Here is an 18,334-nt window from a genome sequence, read left to right on the forward strand (position 1 = left end):
CACGAATGTGACGGCGCGCGGCCTTTGGCCTCGCCCGCGCCAGCGCTTCCGCCGCGTGCGCTCCGTTATTTTCGCTGCGCGCGGCCCTCTACTTGCGCTGCGCGCGGCCCTTGGCGAAATGCTTGGCGAGAAAATCCGCCAGCACCTCGACGCGCGCGGGACGCGGGCCGCCGGGCGGGGTGACGAGATGCACGGCGCCCTCGGGCTGCTTCCAGCCCTTCAGGATCACCTCGACCTCGCCGCGCGCGATTGCATCGCCGACGATGAAGTCGGGCAGATCGGCGATGCCGAGGCCGGCAATCAGCGCGGGCATCACGGCCTCGCCATTGTTGACGCGCAGCTGTCCGGCGGGACGGACGCTCGCCTGCTCGCCCGACGCGTTGGTGTAGTGCCAGACGCCCTGGGTCGAGAGGTAGGCGTAGCCGAAGCATTTGTGCTCGGCGAGGTGCATCGGATGGGTCGGCCGGCCGTTGCGCTTCAGGTAGGACGGCGCCGCCACGGTGTAGCGCGGCATGCCGCACAGCCGCCGCGCGATCAACGAGGAATCCGGCAGCCGCGCGATGCGCAGGCCGGCATCAAAGCCTTCGCCGATCAGATCGACCGTCGCGTCGCTGAGATGCAGGTCGATCGCGACCTCCGGATAGGCCTCCATGAATTCCGGCAGCAGCGGCGCCACGGTCTTGATGCCGAAGCTCATCGGCACCGCGAGCCGCACCAGGCCGCGCGGCGTGGTCGATTGCGCCAGCGCCTCGTTCTCGGCGGCCTCGCCGTCGGCCAATAGCCGCGCGGCGCGCTCCGACAATTTCTGGCCGGCATCGGTCAGCGCCAGCCGCCGCGAAGTGCGGTTGAACAGCCGCGCGCCGAGCCGCTCCTCGAGCCGGCTGACCGCCTTCGAGACCGTGGCCTTGGACAGCGAAAGCTCGGTCGCGGCGGCCGCAAACGACCGCAATTCCACGACTTTTGCGAAGATCGCGAGCGCCTCGAAGTCCGGCAGTTTCGACATGGCAGCAGCCCCGATAGCTCAATTTGGAAACAATGAGTTTCAATAGTTTCTATTTCTATACCACGGCCGGAGGCATATCCAAGGGGTCAACGAGATCGAAACCAACGCATCGAACGGAGTAAACCATGATCGAACTGAAACCATTCGCAAAGCTCGGCGGCGCCGACCACGGCTGGCTGAAGGCCAAGCACCACTTCTCGTTTGCGAGCTACTACGATCCCGCCAATGTCAGCCACGGCGCGCTGCGGGTGTGGAACGACGACGAGATCGCGCCCAATTCCGGCTTCCCGGCGCATCCGCATGCCAACATGGAGATCATCACCTATGTTCGCGAAGGCGCGATCACGCACCAGGACTCGCTCGGCAACAAGGGACGCACCGAAGCCGGCGACGTGCAGGTGATGAGCGCCGGCAGCGGCATCCGTCACTCCGAGTACAATCTGGAGCCGTCCAAGACCAAGATCTTCCAGATCTGGATCGAGCCGACGACGCAGGGCGGTCAGCCGACCTGGGGATCGAAGCCGTTCCCGAAGGCGAACCGCTCGGGCAAGCTCGTCACCATCGCCTCCGGCATCGACGGCGACGAGGACGCGCTGCCGATCCGGGCCAACGCGCGGGTGCTCGCCACCACGCTGAAGGCCGGCGAAAGCGCGGAATACGCCGCCGACAAGGCCCGTCACCTCTATCTGGTGCCGGCGGCCGGCAGCATCGAAGTCAACGGCGTGCGCGTCAATGCGCGCGACGGCGCTGCGATCCGCGATGAAGCTACGCTGAAGATCACCGCGCTCGAGGATGCCGAGCTCGTGCTGGTCGACGCGGCCTGATCAACTTCACCCTCCTGCAAGCGCGGACAGACGTCCGCGCTTGCTCCCCCCTCTAAACATCTCCCCTATCCAACCCCAAAAGGAGGCCATCATGGCCAAGGTTCTCGTTCTCTATTACTCCGCCTACGGTCACATCGAAGCGATGGCGAATGCCGTTGCGGAAGGTGCCCGCGAAGCCGGCGCCACCGTCGACATCAAGCGCGTGCCCGAGCTCGTGCCGGCCGAGGTCGCGAAAGCCTCGTACTACAAGCTCGACCAGGCCGCGCCGATCGCCACAATCGATGATCTCGCGAACTACGACGCAATCATCGTTGGCACCGGCACCCGCTTCGGCCGCATGGCCTCGCAGATGGCCAACTTCCTCGACCAGGCCGGCGGGCTCTGGGCCAGGGGCGCGCTGAACGGCAAGGTCGGCGCCGCCTTCACCTCGAGCGCGACCCAGCATGGCGGGCAGGAGACGACGCTGTTCTCGATCATCACCAACCTTTTGCATTTCGGCATGACGGTAGTCGGCCTCAACTACGGCTTTGCCGGCCAGATGAAGCTCGACGAGGTCACTGGCGGAGCGCCCTATGGCGCGACCACCATCACCGGCGGCGACGGCAGCCGCCAGCCGAGCGAGAACGAACTCGCCGGCGCCCGCTATCAGGGCCGCGCGGTCGCGGAGGCCGCCAGGAAACTACACGGCTAAACTGCACGGCTAAGCTGCACGGCTAAGCTTTACGGCTGGGTTTCACGGCTGGCTGAATGGCCACGCGATAGGGCGGCACTCCCTGGCGATTGCCGCCCTGTCTGCATTTTTGGAAGCAACGGTTCCCGAGATCATCGGGACCATTTTCGTGATATGCCGCAAGACTTCCTGTCGGCGCAGCCAAGAGGTTTGCCATGACCAACACACAGAAGACCCGCTGGCCGGAACTGCCGACCGCGGCGTGGCGCGACAGCTGTGCCACGCTCCAGCTCTTGACCCAGATCGCCGGCAAGATCCGGCTGACGAAGTCACCTTGGCTCAATCACTCCTGGCACGTCACGCTCTATGTCACGGCCCGCGGGCTGACGACCTCGCCGATCCCCGACGGCGACCGCACCTTCCAGATCGACTTCGACTTGATCGATCACAAGCTCCGCATCTCGACCAGCGACGGCACCGAGCGGCAATTCGCGCTGGCCGGTCAATCGGTCGCGAGCTTCTACGCGGCGACCATGACCAATCTGAAGGGCCTAGGGATCGACGTCGTCATCGACGAGATGCCGAACGAAGTCACCGACCCGATCCCGTTTTCGCAGGATACGCAGCATGCCTCGTATGACGCGGATGCGGTGCGCCGGTTTCACCAGATCCTCGTGAACTGCGATCGCGTGTTCAAGCAATTCCGGACCGGCTTTCTCGGCAAGGCGAGCCCGGTGCATTTCTTCTGGGGCAGCTTCGATCTCGCGGTGACGCGCTTTTCCGGCAGAACGGCGCCGCAACATCCCGGCGGCGTGCCCCATTTGCCCGACGCGGTGGCACACGAGGCCTATTCGCACGAGGTCAGCAGCGCCGGCTTCTGGCCGGGCGGCGGCGCAATCGATTATCCCGCATTCTATTCCTACGCCTATCCGGAACCCGCGGGCTATCGCAGCACGGCGGTGCGACCCGGCGCGGCATTCTTCAGCGAGGCACTTGGCGAATTCATCCTGCCTTACGACGCCGTGCGGCTGGCCGCAGACCCGGACAAGGCGCTGCTCGAATTCCTGCAATCGAGCTATGAGGCAGCGGCCATCAACGCGAACTGGGACCGCGCTGCGCTGGAATGCGCGCCGGGCCGGCCGGGCGTCGTCAGGGCGGCCTGAAGCGCGATGAGAGCAGCGGCCTAGTCGTCCTCGCGCGACGGCGTCGCCTTGCCCAGCGCCTGCTTCAGCCGCGCCGACAGCTTTGGATAATGACGCAGCGCGAGTACGGCGCGGTCGCGCAGCGCGTAAGGCTGCCCGCGCCAGCTCAGGGCGGCACCAAGATCGACCAGCGGCGTGCGCTGCGGTCCGAACCGCCGCTTGTAGCTGTAATTGCCGATCGAGAAATCGAACTCGCGCACGCCGTCCTTGTGCAGCGCTGCGATGGTGCGGTCGATGATCAGCCGGCCCGGCGAACATGCCGACCATTTCTCGCCCGCATTGCTGATCCGGAGCATGACGTAACGTGAGCCGGTGCGGATACCAAGCAGCGTCGCCACCACTTCATCGCGGGTCGCAAGTGCGGTCATCACCGCAAAGCCCAGACCGGCGCCTTCGCGTACGAGGTCGCGATAGAAGGCGGTGCAGTCCGCATTGCCGAGCGCGTAATTGAGCCCGAGACCGCTCAGCCGCGCGCCCTGCTGCACTTCCGTGACGGACAGCAGGTCCACCGCCTCGTCGGTATCCGCGGCGACCTTGAAGACGGCGGACCGCTCACGCGTGAACACACGCCAGCTCCGTCCCAGCTCCTTGCGAACCTTGCGGTTCAACTCGTAACGCCAGGCGTTGTGGTCGTCGCCGATGGTCAACAGATTGCCGTTGACGACCGACGGCCCGATGCCGTCGAGCAGCGCCAGCGGATTGGATCGCGTCGCGAGCCTGACCGGCATCTTGCGAAAACGAATGAGATCGGCCCCGCCACGCGAACTGCGCAGCGCGGCCTGCAGATCGCGCCAGAACTGCCATGCGGCGACCTCGTCGCGCGGCGCCGCCGGGCCGAGCAACGGCGCATTGAAATCGGTGAGGTTGAGGTCGGCGAATTCGACGATGCCGAGGCCCCCCTGCCGGCGGCGGATCAGCGGCAGCAGCGCAGCCCGCTCGCCGGTCGCGGCATCGCTGACGACGGCGATCAGCGGCTCGACGCCGTCGGTCGATGCGAACGCGCGGTACCACGACGCATACCATTGCGGATGCTGGAACGCGGTGAGCGGCTCGAACGCGCCCCAGCGGGCGGCGGCCTGCGCCCAATCGAAAACCAGTTCGACGCGATAGCCGACCGCATACGAAGCGACCTGCGCCCCGAATTTCTCAACCGCTGTCGTCAACACTGTCATTCCAGCACTCGCAACCGGCAAGTTCGCTTACGCTGCCACCAACGCCGCCTTGGGCAGATCGACGATCTTGCCGAGATCGCTCTCGTCGAGGCGGAAGTCGATCGCGCGCCGCACGGTGCGTTCGCGCTTCACCCGTTTGCCGTCGCGCAGCAGCTTCTGCATCACCTGCTTGGCGAAGAAGACCGGGCCGCGGATGCTGCGGCTGCGCGGCGCGTAGCCGAAGCGATGCCGCAGCATGCCGTTGGCGAGATGCAGGATCTGGGTGCGGCGGATGTCGTCGTTCACATAGGAGAGCGTCATCGAGATGTTGACGGTGTCGAGGTTCTCGACGCGGTGCGGCGCATTGAGCGGCCAGATCAGCATCTGGCCGGGTTCGAGATCGATCACCTGCGCATGCCAGTCGTACCAGGGCTCGTAGGGGATATCGACCTCGACGTCGAACAGCGCGATGTTCTCCAGATGCTCGGGCCGGATGAACGGCTGCGTGGTGGGATAGATGTAGACGCGCTTGCGTCCGGCGATCTGGACCAGGCCCTGCCCCGGCAGATCGGCGTGGTAATAGACCTGCGCATCGGGCGAGGAAATCAGGATGCCGGCCTGATGGGTCGGCGTGTCGAAGCCGGGAACCCTCGCCGCGATCTCGCCGAACATCCGCTCGATCATGTCGCGGTAGCGGCGATCGATCGCGGTGACGTTGCGCAGGTTCAGCCACAGGCCGCCGCGCGAAATCGCCTCGATCACCTGATGGCCGCGCAGCCTGCCGATCTCGCCCTCGCGCCAGACCCGGCTCGATCCCTTGGCGCCGGTCTTGACCAGGCTGTAACGCTCACGCGGATAGTGCTCAATCAGCTTCGCGAGATCGTCCATCGAGAATGCCGGCTGCTGGTGCATGGTATGCTCGAGCCGGATCGGCCGACGGCTCCAGAGCCTGGAATGGTTGTCATCCCAATTCGTGAAGATCCTGCCTGTCGTCATGGTCGCGCTCCTGGCAGCTGCGCCATTTTGCTTCAACCGATGTCCCGTTCCGGGACGAGCGGGCTGCTCTTGCGCAGGGATTGGCAAGAACGGTGCCGTCGCGTATGCGCGCGGGGTTACGCAACGCTAATGTCTCGCCGATATGGCTAACCGCGACGTTTCCGGAGCCGGCCGCCATGGCCGGCAGGACCGAATGACTGAACCACGTCGCCGCTGCAACATGATCGCGAGTTGATCGTCCAATGGCCCGGCTATCGTCGATCCCCGTTGTTTTCGCCGCCGCATCCATTCTGCTGTCCGTCGCCGCGCGGGCCTGCCCTGCCTTGATGGAGGGCGTTCCCGCGGATCGGCTCGAGGCCTTGTCGCGCGGCGTCAATGCCGACGGCTGGATCGCTGATCCGCGGTCGGCGCCGCCGCGCGGCCTGCTGCTCGAGCTGCGCAAGGCCGGCCTGACCCACATCCGGCTGCCTGTGCCCGCCGACTTCATCATGCCGCGCTTCGCTACGCAGGCAGACATCGACGCCCGCCTGCAAACCGTCGATAGCGCGCTGAAGACCCTGCTCGGGCTCGGCTATGTCGTGTCGATCGACCTGCATTCGGGCCGGCACTTCAACCCGCTGCACAAGGACGATCCTCCCGGCGCGATGACCGAAATGAAAAGCGCCTGGCGCGAGCTGGCGCGTGTCATGCAGCGCTATCCTTCCGATCGGGTCTTTGCGGAACTCCTGAACGAGCCGGAGGTCGATGCCGCGCAATGGCAAGGCGAAGTCCGGGAGCTGGCCGGCTTCATTCGCCAAATGCTGCAGCAGACCACGCTGATCACGGGTCCGGTCAATTGGCAGCGCGCGGATTCGTTGCCCGGCTTCACGCCGCTCGACGATCCGAACGTCGTCTATGCCATCCACTTCTACGATCCGATGGTGTTCACCCATCAGGCCCATTGGGATCCGAACGAGCCGCTCCATGATGTCGTCGGATTGCCCTATCCCGCCCGCGCCGACGATCCCAGGGTCCAACAGCTGCGGGAGCAGCTGACCGTGCTGAACAGGCCCAAAGCGCTGGCGATGGTCGACCGCGCCATGCCCGACCGCGGCATCGACAAGTGGCTCGAACCCGCGGTCGCGTGGCAGCAGCAGTATTCGCGCCCGATCATCATCAACGAGTTCGGGGTGCTCAAGGCCGGCGCGCCGCGCGACAGCCGGTTGCGCTGGCTCGCCGGCGTCACGGCTTACGCCCGGCAGCAATGCTGGGGCTGGACACATTGGGAAATGTCACAGGGCTTTGGCCTGGCCGACGCCGTCACCGGCAAGGCCGACCAAGGGGTGCTCAAGGCGCTGCTCGGAACCCGCTAACGCGGTCTGGTTAACCCGTTTTTACACAATGCGGGGCTAGATCGACGATGCGGTGTAGCGTGCCCACACGTCCGGTCATCTTAGGTCAGAGCCTGTGCAAGCAGAGATAGCCCCGCGGCCGCTGTTGGCCGGCGACTTGCTTCCGGCGCTCGGCATCGCCGTGGCATCGATCGCCTTCGCGCCAATCATGCAGGCGGCCAACGCCGGGCTTGCGATCGTCGTCGAAAGCCTGATCGGCTGCGCCATCGTGCTCGCGGCGCCGGCCTACGCGCCGTCGATCGCCGTCTTCATCATCTTCTTCCAGAACCTGTTCGTCTCGATCCTGTCATCCTACATGACGACCGAGCAGGAGATGGATTTCGTCAAGGGCTACAATTTCCTGATCTGCGCGGTCATGTGGCTGGTGACGCTGGCGCTGTATGTGCTGCGCGAGCGCGAGCATTCAACTGACGTCGACCGGATCATGAAATGGGGGCTGATGACCCTCGCGGTCGTGACCGGATATTTCCTGCTCGGCGCCACGCAGGATCCGCATGCGGCCCTCGTCTATCTGCGCAACATTGCGTTTCCGATCTTTCTATTTCAGCTGTCACTGCTGACCGCCGCAAGCTTCGAGATCCGCGTCACGCCGTTCCTGGTCGCCGTCGCCGCGCTGCTGATCGTCTGCGGATATGTCGAACTGATGTTCCGCGATTTCTGGCTCACCATCACCAATGGCTACACGTTCTGGCACTTCGACGAGCTGAAGGCGACCCGCTCCGGAGCCTGGGAGGCCGAGATGCGCCAAACCGGCAACGTCCCGGTGGATCTGATCGACCGCTTCCGCTTCAGCTTTCTCAACAGCCCGCTGTTCGAGGACCTCGGTCTGTCGTCGATGATGCGCATCTTCGGACCGAACATGAGCCCGATCAGCTTCGGCTACGGGATCGCCTTCTCGATCCTGTTCCTGTTCGCGGTCGGATATCGCTGGCTGGCGCTGGCCGCGATTCCGCTGCTGATCTGCTGCAGCGTGAAGGGCGCGCTCATCCTGGTCGTCTTCGTAGCCCTGGCCTGGACGGCAACCTGGCTGTTCGGTGCGACCATCACCTTAACCATCGCGCTGGTCGGGCTCGCGGGTTACGCGATCGCGGCGATCTATATCGGCCTCCAGATCGGCGACTTCCACGTGATCGGCTTCATGGGCGGCTGGGACGGATTCCGGCATAACCCGATCGGCCGCGGGCTCGGCGTCGGCGGCAATCTTTCCGAAGGCTACTTCTCAATCGACTGGAACGCCGCGCAGGCGGCCGGCACCATGGACGGCGCGGTGGAAAGCGCGGTCGGCGTGCTGCTCTACCAGATGGGCATCGGCGCAATGGTGCCGCTCGGCTTTTTCTTTGCGATGGCGCTGAAGGCCTGGCGCCTCTACGCCTCGTCCGGAATCCTCATCCAGGGGCTCGCCGCGTTCGGCACGATGGTCGTGCTGGTGAACGGCATCTTCCAGGAAGAGGCGCTGTTTGCGCCGCCGGCTCTCGGGCTGTTGCTGTGCCTGACCGGGCTCGTGATCGGCCATCATTTGCGCACGCAAGGCGACGATCCAAAGGCCGCCGGCCGATAGCGTGCGCCGCGCGGCAGAAAGCCCGGCCGCGGCGCGACCGGGCTCCTCTCGACCTTGCGCCGTCAGAGCGGCTTGATCTGCACCTTGCGGAACTTGACCACGCCCGAACCATACTGAAGCGCGATGTAGCCGCTGGCGTGCTTGGAGTCCTGCGCGTCGACGGTCTTCTGGCCGTTCAGGGTCACGACGAAGTGCGGCCCCTGCGCCGTGATCTCGTAGACATTCCACTTGCCGGCCGCCTTCGGCATCGGATCGACCTTGCCGACGTCGACGATCGCGCCGGTGCCGTAGGTCGGGTCCGGCCGCTTGTCGAAGATATTGACCTCGTAGCAGACCTTGGAATCGATCGTCTTGTTGCCTTCGCAGCGGATGAAGACGCCGCTATTGGCGTCCTCGTCGGTCCAGAACTCGGCGCGGATCTGGAAGTCCTTGTATTGGGTCTTGCTGACGAGATAGGAGAGATCCTTGCCGTCGAGCTTGTCGGCGACCAGCGCGCCGTCCTTCATGGCCCAATTGGCCTTGCCGACTTCGTCCCAGTCGCCCTTCTTGGTGCTGTCGAGCAGCGTGACCCAGCCGTCGTCCCCCGATGCGCTGGTGGAGAATTGCAGCGCGGCCGCACCGATCACGAGTCCCGCCGCCAGTATCGACAGATGCTTCTTCAAGGTTGTCCTCCCGTCTTTTGGTTGGCGCGCAACCTATCATTGTCAGCACCGACGTAAATGCGTTTTTGATATTGCACTGCGTTGTGTCACGCGCCGCTGACGCAATCTTGAGGTCAGACATGCATGGACGCGTCTTGTCCGGCGGAAGCGAGAGCCATTAGCATCATGCGACATACGGGCGCAGCAGTTGCCCGAGGACACGGAACTCGGAGGATACCATGTCGGCGTCGAACCGGTCCTGGCGATACCTGATGATGCCGCTGGTGTTTGCCGGCACGCTGAGCGTCAGCTCCGCGGCCGAGCTCAATCCGGCCGCGGTCACCTACAAACTGCCGGACCAGATTCCCTGGAGCCCGGTCGATGCGCGCGGCGCGCAGAATGCCGTCGTGGTCGGCGATCCGTCGAAACCGGGCTTCTACATGGTCTACACCAAATGGACCAAGGGCAATCACTTCAGCCGTCCGCACTTCCATCCCAACGACCGCTACATCGTCGTGCTGAAAGGCACCTGGTGGGTCGGCTCGGGTCCGAAGTTCGATCCCGATCACGGCACGGTGGCGATGCCGGCCGGAAGCTTCGTCACCCATTTCGGCAAGCAGGTGCATTGGGACGGCGCCAAGGACGAGGATGCCGTGCTGCTGATCATGGGCGAAGGCCCGGCCACCGCGACGGAAGTGGAGCAGAAATAGCGCCGCCGATAGCCGCGTTGCGCGGGGTGGGGGCGATGCTATCATCGCAGCCCGAGGAAGGGCTTTCTATGCATCCCGCCGCCAAGCTGCAATTTGCCCGCATCGCCGACGAGTTCGCGCGATGGCGCGCCATTCCAGAACCGGAACGGCCGCCGGCGCCGGCGTGGTGGTGGGGACCGGCATTCGAGTTGCGCGATGCCGTCGGCCCGCTGCCATCGAACTGGTGCCGTCAGCTCCGCCTGCCTGACGGCGCGAGCTTCGCCGACGGCACGCGCGTGCTGCGCCAGACGCTGGCCGGCCAGACTACATTGCCCTGGCCCTATGATTTCTCGCGCAAGGTCGCATCCACCGATTCCGACGTCCGCGACCTGCCGGTGCAGCCGTCAGACGACAGCGCGTTTCCGCCCTAGATCCGGCCCGGCCTCACTGATCGCCTCACCGTCCAGCGACGGCTGCAACGGCGGCGACGTCAGCACCGGCGATGCCTTCAACAGCTCGGCGAGATCGCGCGGCGGCAGCGGCCGGCTGAACAGGAAGCCCTGCATCTCGTCGCAGGCATGCGCGCGCAGGAACTCCTGCTGCTCGGAGGTCTCGACGCCTTCGGCCACGATGGTCATGCCGAGCGCCTTGCCCATGCTGATGATCGCCTGCGCGATCGCGACGTCCTCGGAATCATCGGGCAGGTCGCGCACGAAGGAGCGATCGATCTTGATCGTGTCGATCGGGAACTGCTTCATCAGCGACATCGACGAATAGCCGGTGCCGAAATCGTCGATCGCGAGGCGAATACCGCGGTTCTGGATCGCGTCGAGCACGCGGACCGCACGCGTCACGTTGCGCATCACCATGCTCTCGGTGACCTCGAGCTGCAGCAGCGCCGGCGACATGCCGCTCGCCGCCAGCGCCTCGTCGATGTCGTCGAGCAGATGCGGATCGCCGAACTGCCGCGGCGAGAGGTTGACCGCCATCGTCACCGCCTTGAGGCCGCGGTGCTGCCACGCCATGTTCTGCGCGCAGGCTTCCTTCAGCACCCAGCGGCCGATCGGCACGATCAGCCCGATCTCCTCGGCGAGCGGAATGAACTGCCCCGGCGACACCTTGCCGAGCTCGGGATGGGTCCAGCGCAGCAACGCCTCGACACCGCTGATCTCACCGCTCGCCATGTCGACCTTGGGCTGATAGTCGAGCGAGAACTGCTCACGCTCCAGCGCGCGGCGCAGCGCGCTTTCCATGGTCAGACGCTCGATCGACTGCGCCCTGACTTCGTTGGAGAAGAAACGGAAGCCGTTCTTGCCGTCTTCCTTGGCAAGATACATCGCCATGTCGGCGTTCTTGGTGAGCGTCTGCACGTCGGAGCCGTCGGCGGGATACATCGCAATCCCGATCGAGGCCGTGGTGTGGCACTCGTGCCCGCTGATCGTCAGCGGCTGGCTCAGCGAAATCAGGAGATCGCCGGCAATGCGCTCGACGTCGCTCCGTTCGGCTGTTTCCTCCAGGATGACCACGAACTCGTCGCCGCCGAGCCGCGCCACCACGTCGCTCGCGCGGAGCGATCCGCGCAACCGCTCAGCGATCGCCACCAGCAGCATGTCGCCGGCGTCGTGGCCGAGCGAGTCGTTGATGATCTTGAAGCGGTCGAGATCGATGAACAGCACCGCGACCTGCCGGCGATGGCGATCCGCCGCCGAGATCGCATGACGCAGCATCTCATTGAACGTCTCGCGGTTCGGCAGGTTGGTCAGGCTGTCGTGCGAGGCAAGATATTCGATCCGCTCGTCGGCCTTGTGCTTCTCGTCGGCGCGATCGAAGCTTTCGAGCGCGAACGCCAGATTGTCGGCGAGCCGCTGCAACAGCTCGGCGAACTCCGGTGTGAAGGTGTCCTTCTCGATCGCGACGAAGATCATGACGCCGACCACCCGTCCGCTGACGATCAAGGGGAACGAGGCGCCGGACTTTGTCCCGTCGAGGCGGGCCCGCTCGTGGAAAGCGGCGGTCTCGGTATCGGCAAAATAGTCGTTGATGATGCAGGCCTTGCCCGACCGGAACGCCCTGCCGCAGGCGCCGCGCCCCTCCGGGTGCGCCTCGTTGACCGAGAGCGTCACCTGGCTTGCGCCCTCAGCTGCAGGGCCCGCGATCGCGACGATCCGGAGATAATCGCTGCCGGGCTGCGCCAGCGCGATGGTGGTCGACGTGAATTTGCCGCCGGTCGCGGCCGCCTCGCTGACCAGTTGATACAATTCAGTGCGGGACTTCGCCCGCATGATCGCCTCGTTGGTCGCACTCAGCGCCGCGAACATCCGCGACAGCCGCTCCTTCTGCTCGTCGGCCCGCGCCTTCTCGTCGGCGCGGTCGAAATTGGCCAGCGCAAACGACACGTTCTCGGCGAGCCGCTGCAACAGCGCCATCATCTCCGGACTGAAGGTGCCGAATTCGCTGGAGAGGAACACCAGCGCACCGATCGCCTCGCCGTTCTTGAGCAACGGCAGGGCCGCGCCGGACTTGCTGCCACTGTCGCGAACGACCGGATAGACATGCGATTCAGGGCCGAAATCGCTGAGATAATCGTTGCTGATACAGGGCCTGCGGGTACGGATCGCAACGCCGGTCAGCGTCTGTCCCTCCGGACGCGTCGCATCGGCCGACAACTGGACTTCGCGGGCCCGGACACGGTCGGGACCGGAAGCCGCCACGTTATCCAGGAAGACCTCGCCCGGGCGCACCAGGCGGATCGTAGCCGAGATAAACTGACCGCCGACCGCGGCGGCATCGCAGACCAGATCGAACAGCTCGCTGCGGGATTTCGCCCGCATGATCGCTTCGTTGGTCGCGCTCAGCGCCGCGAACATCCGCCTCAGCCGTTCCTTCTGCTCCTCGGTCCGCGCCTTCTCGTCGGCGCGATCGAAACTGCCGAGCGCATAGGAGACGTTGTCGGCGAGCCGTTGCAGGAGCTCGGCGAACTCGGCCGAGAAGGTGTTGCGCTTGGCGGAGATGAACAGCATCACGCCGACCGGCTCGTCGTCGACGATCAACGGAAATGCTGCGCCCGACCGCGCATCCTCGCGGTCGATGACGTCGCGGAACGGGCTGTTGGCGACATCGCCCATGAAATCGTTGTTGATGCAGGCGCGCCGGGAGCGGAACGCCCTGCCGCAGACGCCGCGTCCTTCGGGCCGCGCCTCGCTGCGCGAGACGTTGAGGCGGCGTGCATTCTCGGCGGTCGGTCCTGCGACCGCCATCATCTCCATGAAATCGTCGCCAGGCTTCGCGATCAGAATGCTGGTCGAGTTGAACCCGCCGCCATGCGCCGCCGCGGCGCAGACCAGCTCGAACATCTCGAGCCGCGACCGCGCCCGCATGATCGCCTCGTTGGTCGCGCTCAGCGCCGCGAACATCCGCGACAGCCGCTCGCGTTCGGCGTCGGCCCTGGCCTTCTCGGTGGCGCGGCCGAACGTGTCGAGCGCAACCGAGACGTTCTCGGCGATACCCGCCAGCAGCGCGATGATCTCTTCGTCACGGGCCCAGGAATTGCCGGTGAAGAAGATCAGGACTCCGATGCTCCTGCCGAACCGGGTGAGCGGCAGCGCGACGCAGGCCATCAGGCCACTGCCACCGGCCTGCTTCTGGGAGGGGCTCGCCGATATCGGGATATCGTGTTCGACGCACGGCCGTTGGGTGCGGAACGCCTCGCCGCAGATCCCCTTGCCGTAGAGATTGTCCGGATCGGTCGAGAAACGCGTCTGCGTGATCAGGTCGATCGCCTCGCCAGTGCCGGCGACGGGCTCCAGCCAGTGCGTGTCAGGCTCGGCCAGCAGCACCACGGTAGCGAAGGATTTGCCGCTGAACACCGCAGCATCGCACACCCGTTGATAGAGATCGTGCTCGGTCTTGGCGCGAAGGATGGCCTCGTTGGTTGCGCTGATTGCGCCGAACATGCGGTTCAGCCTGCGCATCGCCCGCTCGCCGCTCTTGCGTGACGCCTCATGGTCGAAATTGTCGAGCGCGTAGGACACGTTCGCCGCGATGCGCTTCAGCAGCGAGACGATCTCCTCGCCGAGCGAGTCGACCTCGCGCCGGGTCACCATGAAGACGCCGACGCTGCGCCCGCCGCAGACTAGCGGCATCGCCGCCGCCGCGCCGACGCCGGCCGCCGCGAGGCCGCTGCGCCAGGCCGCCGAACGGGCGTCGTTGATATAGTCGTTGCTGACACTGGCGCTCTGATCGCGGAACGCGTGGCCGGCGACGCCCTCCCCTTCCGGGGTGTTGGCGATCGCGGAGATCCTGATGCTGCGCAGACGCGCGACATCGTCGCCGCAACCGGCTGCGAATGTCAGCAGACCGGTATCCGGCTCCAGCAAAAAGACAGTCGTGGCCAGGAAGCTCCCGCTCGAGAACGCGGCTTCGCAGACCTTTCCGTACAGTTCTTCTGGTGATTTCGCGTACAGGATCGCTTCGTTGGTGGCATTCAACGCCGCGAATGTACGTCCGATGCTCGACTGCACGATTCCTGAAGGCCCCGGGGCCACCCCCTTCAATCTGGGGCGGAAGATTGCCCGCGATAGGCCTAAGTGGTGGTTAGCGTATCGGGCAAGTTGCACGACAAAGTAAACGGCTGACGAACGCGGACGGCCGTTTTCCGGGATATTACGGACGCCGGTGTGCCAGCCTGAGGCGGAGGATTGCGGGGCCCGGATCCCGAGCCCGCCTCGGCGTCCGAGCCGCCAAATTCCGCATCGCGACCGCGCCCGTTCCACTCGGTGAAATCCTGGCCGCCAGCACCCTGCTGGCGGTATGGCGGACCGGATTTTCTGCCCTTGCTCGCACCTCGGCGCTTTGAGAGCATGACACCGACAACAGCAAGCAAGACCCGCGCATCACGCGGGCCGACCGCGAGGAAAATCCCATGCCGATCGTCCAGGCCGACCGTCTCACGCGCATCGGCGCGGCGCTTCTGAAGGGCGCCGGCGCATCGGAGGAGGAGGCGAGCGCAGTCGCCTCCGGCTGTGTCAACGCCAACCTCGCCGGCCATGACTCCCACGGCGTGATCGCGATCCCGACCTACATCGACCGCATCAAGGCCGGCCATATCGTCCCCGGCGCGAAATGGACCGTCGTGCAGGAGACGCCGACCACGACCGTGATCGACGGTCATTGGGGATTCGGCTTCCACGTCAACGCCAAGGCGATGGAGATGACCATCAACAAGGCGAAGACCGCCAATGTCGCGGCCTGCACCGTGTTCCGGCAGAGCCATGTCGGGCGCCTGGCGCATTATCCGATGATGGCGATGCGCGAGGGCATGATCGGGATCGCGGCCGCGGATTCCGGCCGCTCGCCGAAGCATGTCGCCCCGTTCGGCGGCCGCGAGGCCCGGCTCGGCACCAACCCGCTGTCGATCGCGGTGCCGTCGGATCTCGAGGCGCCGTTCTATCTCGACATGGCGACCTCGGCGGTTGCGGCCGGCAAGATCCAGCTCGCGGTGGCGCGCGGCGAAAGCATCCCGAAGGGCTGGATCATCGACGCCGAGGGGCGCGACACCACCGACCCCAGGGACTATCGCAAGGGCGGCGCGCTGCTGCCGCTCGGGGGCAGCGAAGGCTACAAGGGCTCGGGCCTTGCCGCGATGGTCGAGGTGCTGTGCGGCCTGCTGACCGGCCTCGGTTTCGGCGTCGAGCCGACCGGCCGTCACAACGACGGCTGCTTCATGGCTGTCTTCAACGTCGCCGCATTCCGCCCGCTCAAGGATTTCAGGCGCGAAGTCGCCGACTTCGCCCGCTATCTGAAATCGACGCCGCCCTCGGAAGGGAGCCGCGGCGTGTTCTATCCGGGCGAGATCGAACATCTGCGCGAAGTCGAGCGGCGCAAGAACGGCATCGAGATCGAGGATGCGACCTGGGACAAGCTGAAGGCGCTCGCCGCCGACTACAAGCTGACCGACCAGCTCGATCTTCGCTGAACCATCCGAGCACAGGAGAACGACATGACACGGCAAATGGCGCTGGTTGGCTTTTTGCAGGCGCAGAACTGCACCAACCTGCCGAGTTCCTGGCGCCACCCGGAGTCGCGCGACGACTCAATGTCGGCGGATTACTACCAGGAGATCGCGCGCATCCTGGAGCGCGGCAAGTTCCACATGGCGTTCTTCGACGATCGTCTGGCAATGCCCGACCGCTACGGCAACGATCATGCCCACACCGTCGAATACGGCATCCGCTGCGTGAAGATGGACCCGATCGTTGTGCTGACCACGATGGGCATGGTCACCACCAAGCTCGGCCTCGCCTCGACCGCGTCCACTACCTATTTCGAGCCGTTCGACGTCGCCCGCCGCTTTGCCACGCTCGACCTGATGACGAATGGCCGCGCCGCCTGGAACGTGGTGACGTCGGTCAATGACGGCGAAGCGCTCAACATGGGCCGCGAGCAGCATCTCGAGCACGATCTCCGCTACGACCGTGCCGACGAGTTCATGGAGGTGGTGCTCGGCCACTGGGACGCCTGGGAAGACGGCTCGCTGGTGATCGATAAGAAATCCGGCCGCTTCGCCGATCCGAGCAAGGTGAAGCGGCTCGACCACAAGGGTCCGTTCTTCACCTCACGTGGGCCGTTCACGGTGCCGCGCTCGGCGCAGGGCCATCCCGTCGTGATCCAGGCCGGCGCCTCCGGCCGCGGCCAGCGCTTTGCCGGCCGCTGGGGCGAGGTGATCTTCACTGCGGCGCGCAACCTTGCCAATGCCAAGCAGGGCTATGACGCGATCCGCGGTGAAGCCGCCAAGGCCGGCCGCGACCCCGACCAGATGTTCCTCTGCAACCTGATCACGCCGGTCACCGGCGCGACCAAGGCCGAGGCCGAGGACCGGATGGCGGTGATCCAGAAACTGCCGCTCGAGATCGACGCGCTGTCGCTGCTCGCCGAAGGCCTCAACTTCGATTTCGGCGCCAAGGGGATCGACGAGCCGCTTACGACCGAGGAGCTGCAGGGCATGCAAGGCATGCTCGGCATCCGCGACGGCGTGCTGCGCACCTCCGGCAAGACCAATCCCTCGACCCGCGACTTCATCACCTTCTCCGGCCGCGGCCAGGTGCAGGACGCGATGGTCGGCGGCCCCAAGGAGATCGCCGACCGGCTGGAGGAAATGTTCGTCAATCGCGGCTGCGACGGCTTCGTGGTCGCGGCGAGCTACGTGCCGGGCTCCTATGCCGACTTCGTCAACCACGTGGTGCCGGAGTTGCAGAAGCGCGGGCTCTTTCAAAAAGATTACGCCGGCACGACGCTGCGGGAAAATCTCGGGCTGAAGCGCCCGGCGGCCGGCGCCTGGAAGACCCGCGCGCAGGCCGCGGAATAGAAGGACATCATCATGCGTTGGCTGAAATTCACCGCCGCGGGCAATACCGCAAGCACTACTTCTTGGGGCCTCGTCGAGGGCGACATTGTCACCACCGTCAACGGCGATCCGTTCGGCGAATGGAGCAAGACCGCGAAGACCCACGCCTTGAAGGACGTCAAGATCGAGCTGCCGCTGATCCCGCGCACCTTCTACTGCGTCGGGTTGAATTATCTGAAGCACCTCAAGGAAGCCGCCGACAAGGCCGGCACCGTGCCGAACGTTCCCGACCGGCCCGAGATCGGCTACCGCGCGCAGAACGCGCTGATCGCCCATGACGAAGATGTCGTGATCCCCGCAAGCGCGACCGAGAAGATCCATTACGAGGGCGAGCTCGTCGTTGTGATCGGCAAAAAGGCAAAACACCTGACCGAAGCCAATGCGATGGACTGCGTGTTCGGATACACGATCGGCAACGATGTGTCCGAGCGCAGCTGGCAGAAGGCCGATCGCGGGCTGTGGCGCGCCAAGAACGCCGACACCTTCAAGCCGATGGGCCCGTGGATCGAGACCGACGTCGACCTCGACCGCATGGAGACCGCGATCCGCGTCAACGGCAAGGAGACCGGCCGCTTCCGTACCAACGAGATGATCTTCGGCATCGTGCCGTTCCTGGTCGAGCTCAGCAAATACTTCACGCTGTCGCCCGGCGACGTGATCTGGATGGGCACCGACGGCGCTTCGCCTGACTTGAAAGACGGCGACGTGGTGGAGATCGACATCACCGGCATCGGGACCTTGCGGAACAGGTTCGTGAAAGAGAAGGTTTGAGGCGGGAGGTCTAGCGGGCGCGCGCCTCATCATCGT

The 18,334-nt window shown here is 65.3% G+C and carries 15 protein-coding genes; 10 read left to right on the plus strand and 5 right to left on the minus strand.

Annotated features, from left to right (window positions below):
* Positions 1-88 precede the first annotated feature (88 nt).
* On the minus strand, positions 89-1,003 hold the full coding sequence (locus QDT69_RS20195; protein WP_050422831.1) for a LysR family transcriptional regulator: 915 nt from the start codon (positions 1,001-1,003) through the stop codon (positions 89-91).
* A gap of 125 nt (positions 1,004-1,128) precedes the next feature.
* Between QDT69_RS20195 and QDT69_RS20200 the strand changes: the two genes are divergently transcribed.
* From QDT69_RS20200 to QDT69_RS20210, 3 genes are all read left to right on the plus strand, one after another.
* Positions 1,129-1,827: a pirin family protein gene (locus QDT69_RS20200; protein ID WP_279708207.1), complete on the plus strand. Its 699-nt coding sequence runs from the start codon at positions 1,129-1,131 to the stop codon at positions 1,825-1,827.
* Between the two features lie 91 nt (positions 1,828-1,918).
* Positions 1,919-2,518 (plus strand): NAD(P)H:quinone oxidoreductase, encoded by a 600-nt coding sequence (gene wrbA / locus QDT69_RS20205; protein WP_279708208.1) that lies wholly within the window; start codon positions 1,919-1,921, stop codon positions 2,516-2,518.
* A 194-nt stretch (positions 2,519-2,712) separates the two neighbouring features.
* The gene (locus QDT69_RS20210) at positions 2,713-3,660 is read left to right on the plus strand and encodes a DUF5996 family protein (RefSeq protein ID WP_279708209.1); all 948 of its coding nucleotides are present in this window, start codon (positions 2,713-2,715) and stop codon (positions 3,658-3,660) included.
* A gap of 20 nt (positions 3,661-3,680) precedes the next feature.
* On the opposite strand, the gene QDT69_RS20215 is transcribed toward QDT69_RS20210, so the two are convergent.
* Both QDT69_RS20215 and QDT69_RS20220 read right to left on the minus strand, forming a co-directional pair.
* A complete protein-coding gene (locus QDT69_RS20215) occupies positions 3,681-4,871 on the minus strand; it encodes a GNAT family N-acetyltransferase (protein WP_279708210.1) in 1,191 nt (396 codons plus the stop codon).
* A gap of 27 nt (positions 4,872-4,898) precedes the next feature.
* Positions 4,899-5,846 (minus strand): cupin-like domain-containing protein, encoded by a 948-nt coding sequence (locus QDT69_RS20220; RefSeq protein ID WP_279708211.1) that lies wholly within the window; start codon positions 5,844-5,846, stop codon positions 4,899-4,901.
* A gap of 242 nt (positions 5,847-6,088) precedes the next feature.
* Here QDT69_RS20220 and QDT69_RS20225 point away from each other — a divergent pair, with 242 nt between their 5' ends.
* Complete coding sequence (locus tag QDT69_RS20225) at positions 6,089-7,198, plus strand: cellulase family glycosylhydrolase (RefSeq protein ID WP_279708212.1); 1,110 nt, start codon at positions 6,089-6,091, stop codon at positions 7,196-7,198.
* A gap of 94 nt (positions 7,199-7,292) precedes the next feature.
* The gene (locus tag QDT69_RS20230; protein ID WP_279708213.1) at positions 7,293-8,795 is read left to right on the plus strand and encodes a hypothetical protein; all 1,503 of its coding nucleotides are present in this window, start codon (positions 7,293-7,295) and stop codon (positions 8,793-8,795) included.
* Positions 8,796-8,857: 62 nt separating this feature from the next.
* Here the strand turns inward: QDT69_RS20230 and QDT69_RS20235 are convergent, their stop codons facing one another.
* Positions 8,858-9,457 (minus strand): DUF1080 domain-containing protein, encoded by a 600-nt coding sequence (locus QDT69_RS20235; protein WP_279708214.1) that lies wholly within the window; start codon positions 9,455-9,457, stop codon positions 8,858-8,860.
* A 218-nt stretch (positions 9,458-9,675) separates the two neighbouring features.
* Between QDT69_RS20235 and QDT69_RS20240 the strand changes: the two genes are divergently transcribed.
* Together QDT69_RS20240 and QDT69_RS20245 are read left to right on the plus strand one after the other, a co-directional pair.
* Positions 9,676-10,146 (plus strand): cupin domain-containing protein, encoded by a 471-nt coding sequence (locus tag QDT69_RS20240; RefSeq protein WP_279708215.1) that lies wholly within the window; start codon positions 9,676-9,678, stop codon positions 10,144-10,146.
* Positions 10,147-10,214: 68 nt separating this feature from the next.
* Positions 10,215-10,556, plus strand: a complete 342-nt coding sequence (locus QDT69_RS20245) for a hypothetical protein (protein ID WP_146986789.1) — start codon at positions 10,215-10,217, stop codon at positions 10,554-10,556.
* Here the strand turns inward: QDT69_RS20245 and QDT69_RS20250 are convergent.
* A complete protein-coding gene (locus QDT69_RS20250; RefSeq protein WP_279708216.1) occupies positions 10,530-14,645 on the minus strand; it encodes a GAF domain-containing protein in 4,116 nt (1,371 codons plus the stop codon). The two genes, QDT69_RS20245 and QDT69_RS20250, sit on opposite strands and share 27 nt — an antisense overlap.
* 401 nt (positions 14,646-15,046) lie before the next feature.
* Here QDT69_RS20250 and QDT69_RS20255 point away from each other — a divergent pair, with 401 nt between their 5' ends.
* From QDT69_RS20255 to QDT69_RS20265, 3 genes are read left to right on the plus strand one after another with little or no spacing between them, the layout of a single operon-like run.
* Positions 15,047-16,099 carry an Ldh family oxidoreductase gene (locus tag QDT69_RS20255; RefSeq protein WP_279708217.1) on the plus strand — a complete coding sequence of 351 codons (1,053 nt, stop codon included), beginning with the start codon at positions 15,047-15,049 and terminating at the stop codon, positions 16,097-16,099.
* 24 nt (positions 16,100-16,123) lie between these two features.
* Complete coding sequence (locus QDT69_RS20260) at positions 16,124-17,488, plus strand: LLM class flavin-dependent oxidoreductase (RefSeq protein WP_279708218.1); 1,365 nt, start codon at positions 16,124-16,126, stop codon at positions 17,486-17,488.
* A gap of 12 nt (positions 17,489-17,500) precedes the next feature.
* The gene (locus QDT69_RS20265; protein WP_279708219.1) at positions 17,501-18,298 is read left to right on the plus strand and encodes a fumarylacetoacetate hydrolase family protein; all 798 of its coding nucleotides are present in this window, start codon (positions 17,501-17,503) and stop codon (positions 18,296-18,298) included.
* Positions 18,299-18,334 lie beyond the last annotated feature (36 nt).

Origin of the sequence: Bradyrhizobium sp. CER78, from assembly GCF_029846235.1 — a bacterium.
Classification (GTDB): Bacteria; Pseudomonadota; Alphaproteobacteria; order Rhizobiales; family Xanthobacteraceae; genus Bradyrhizobium.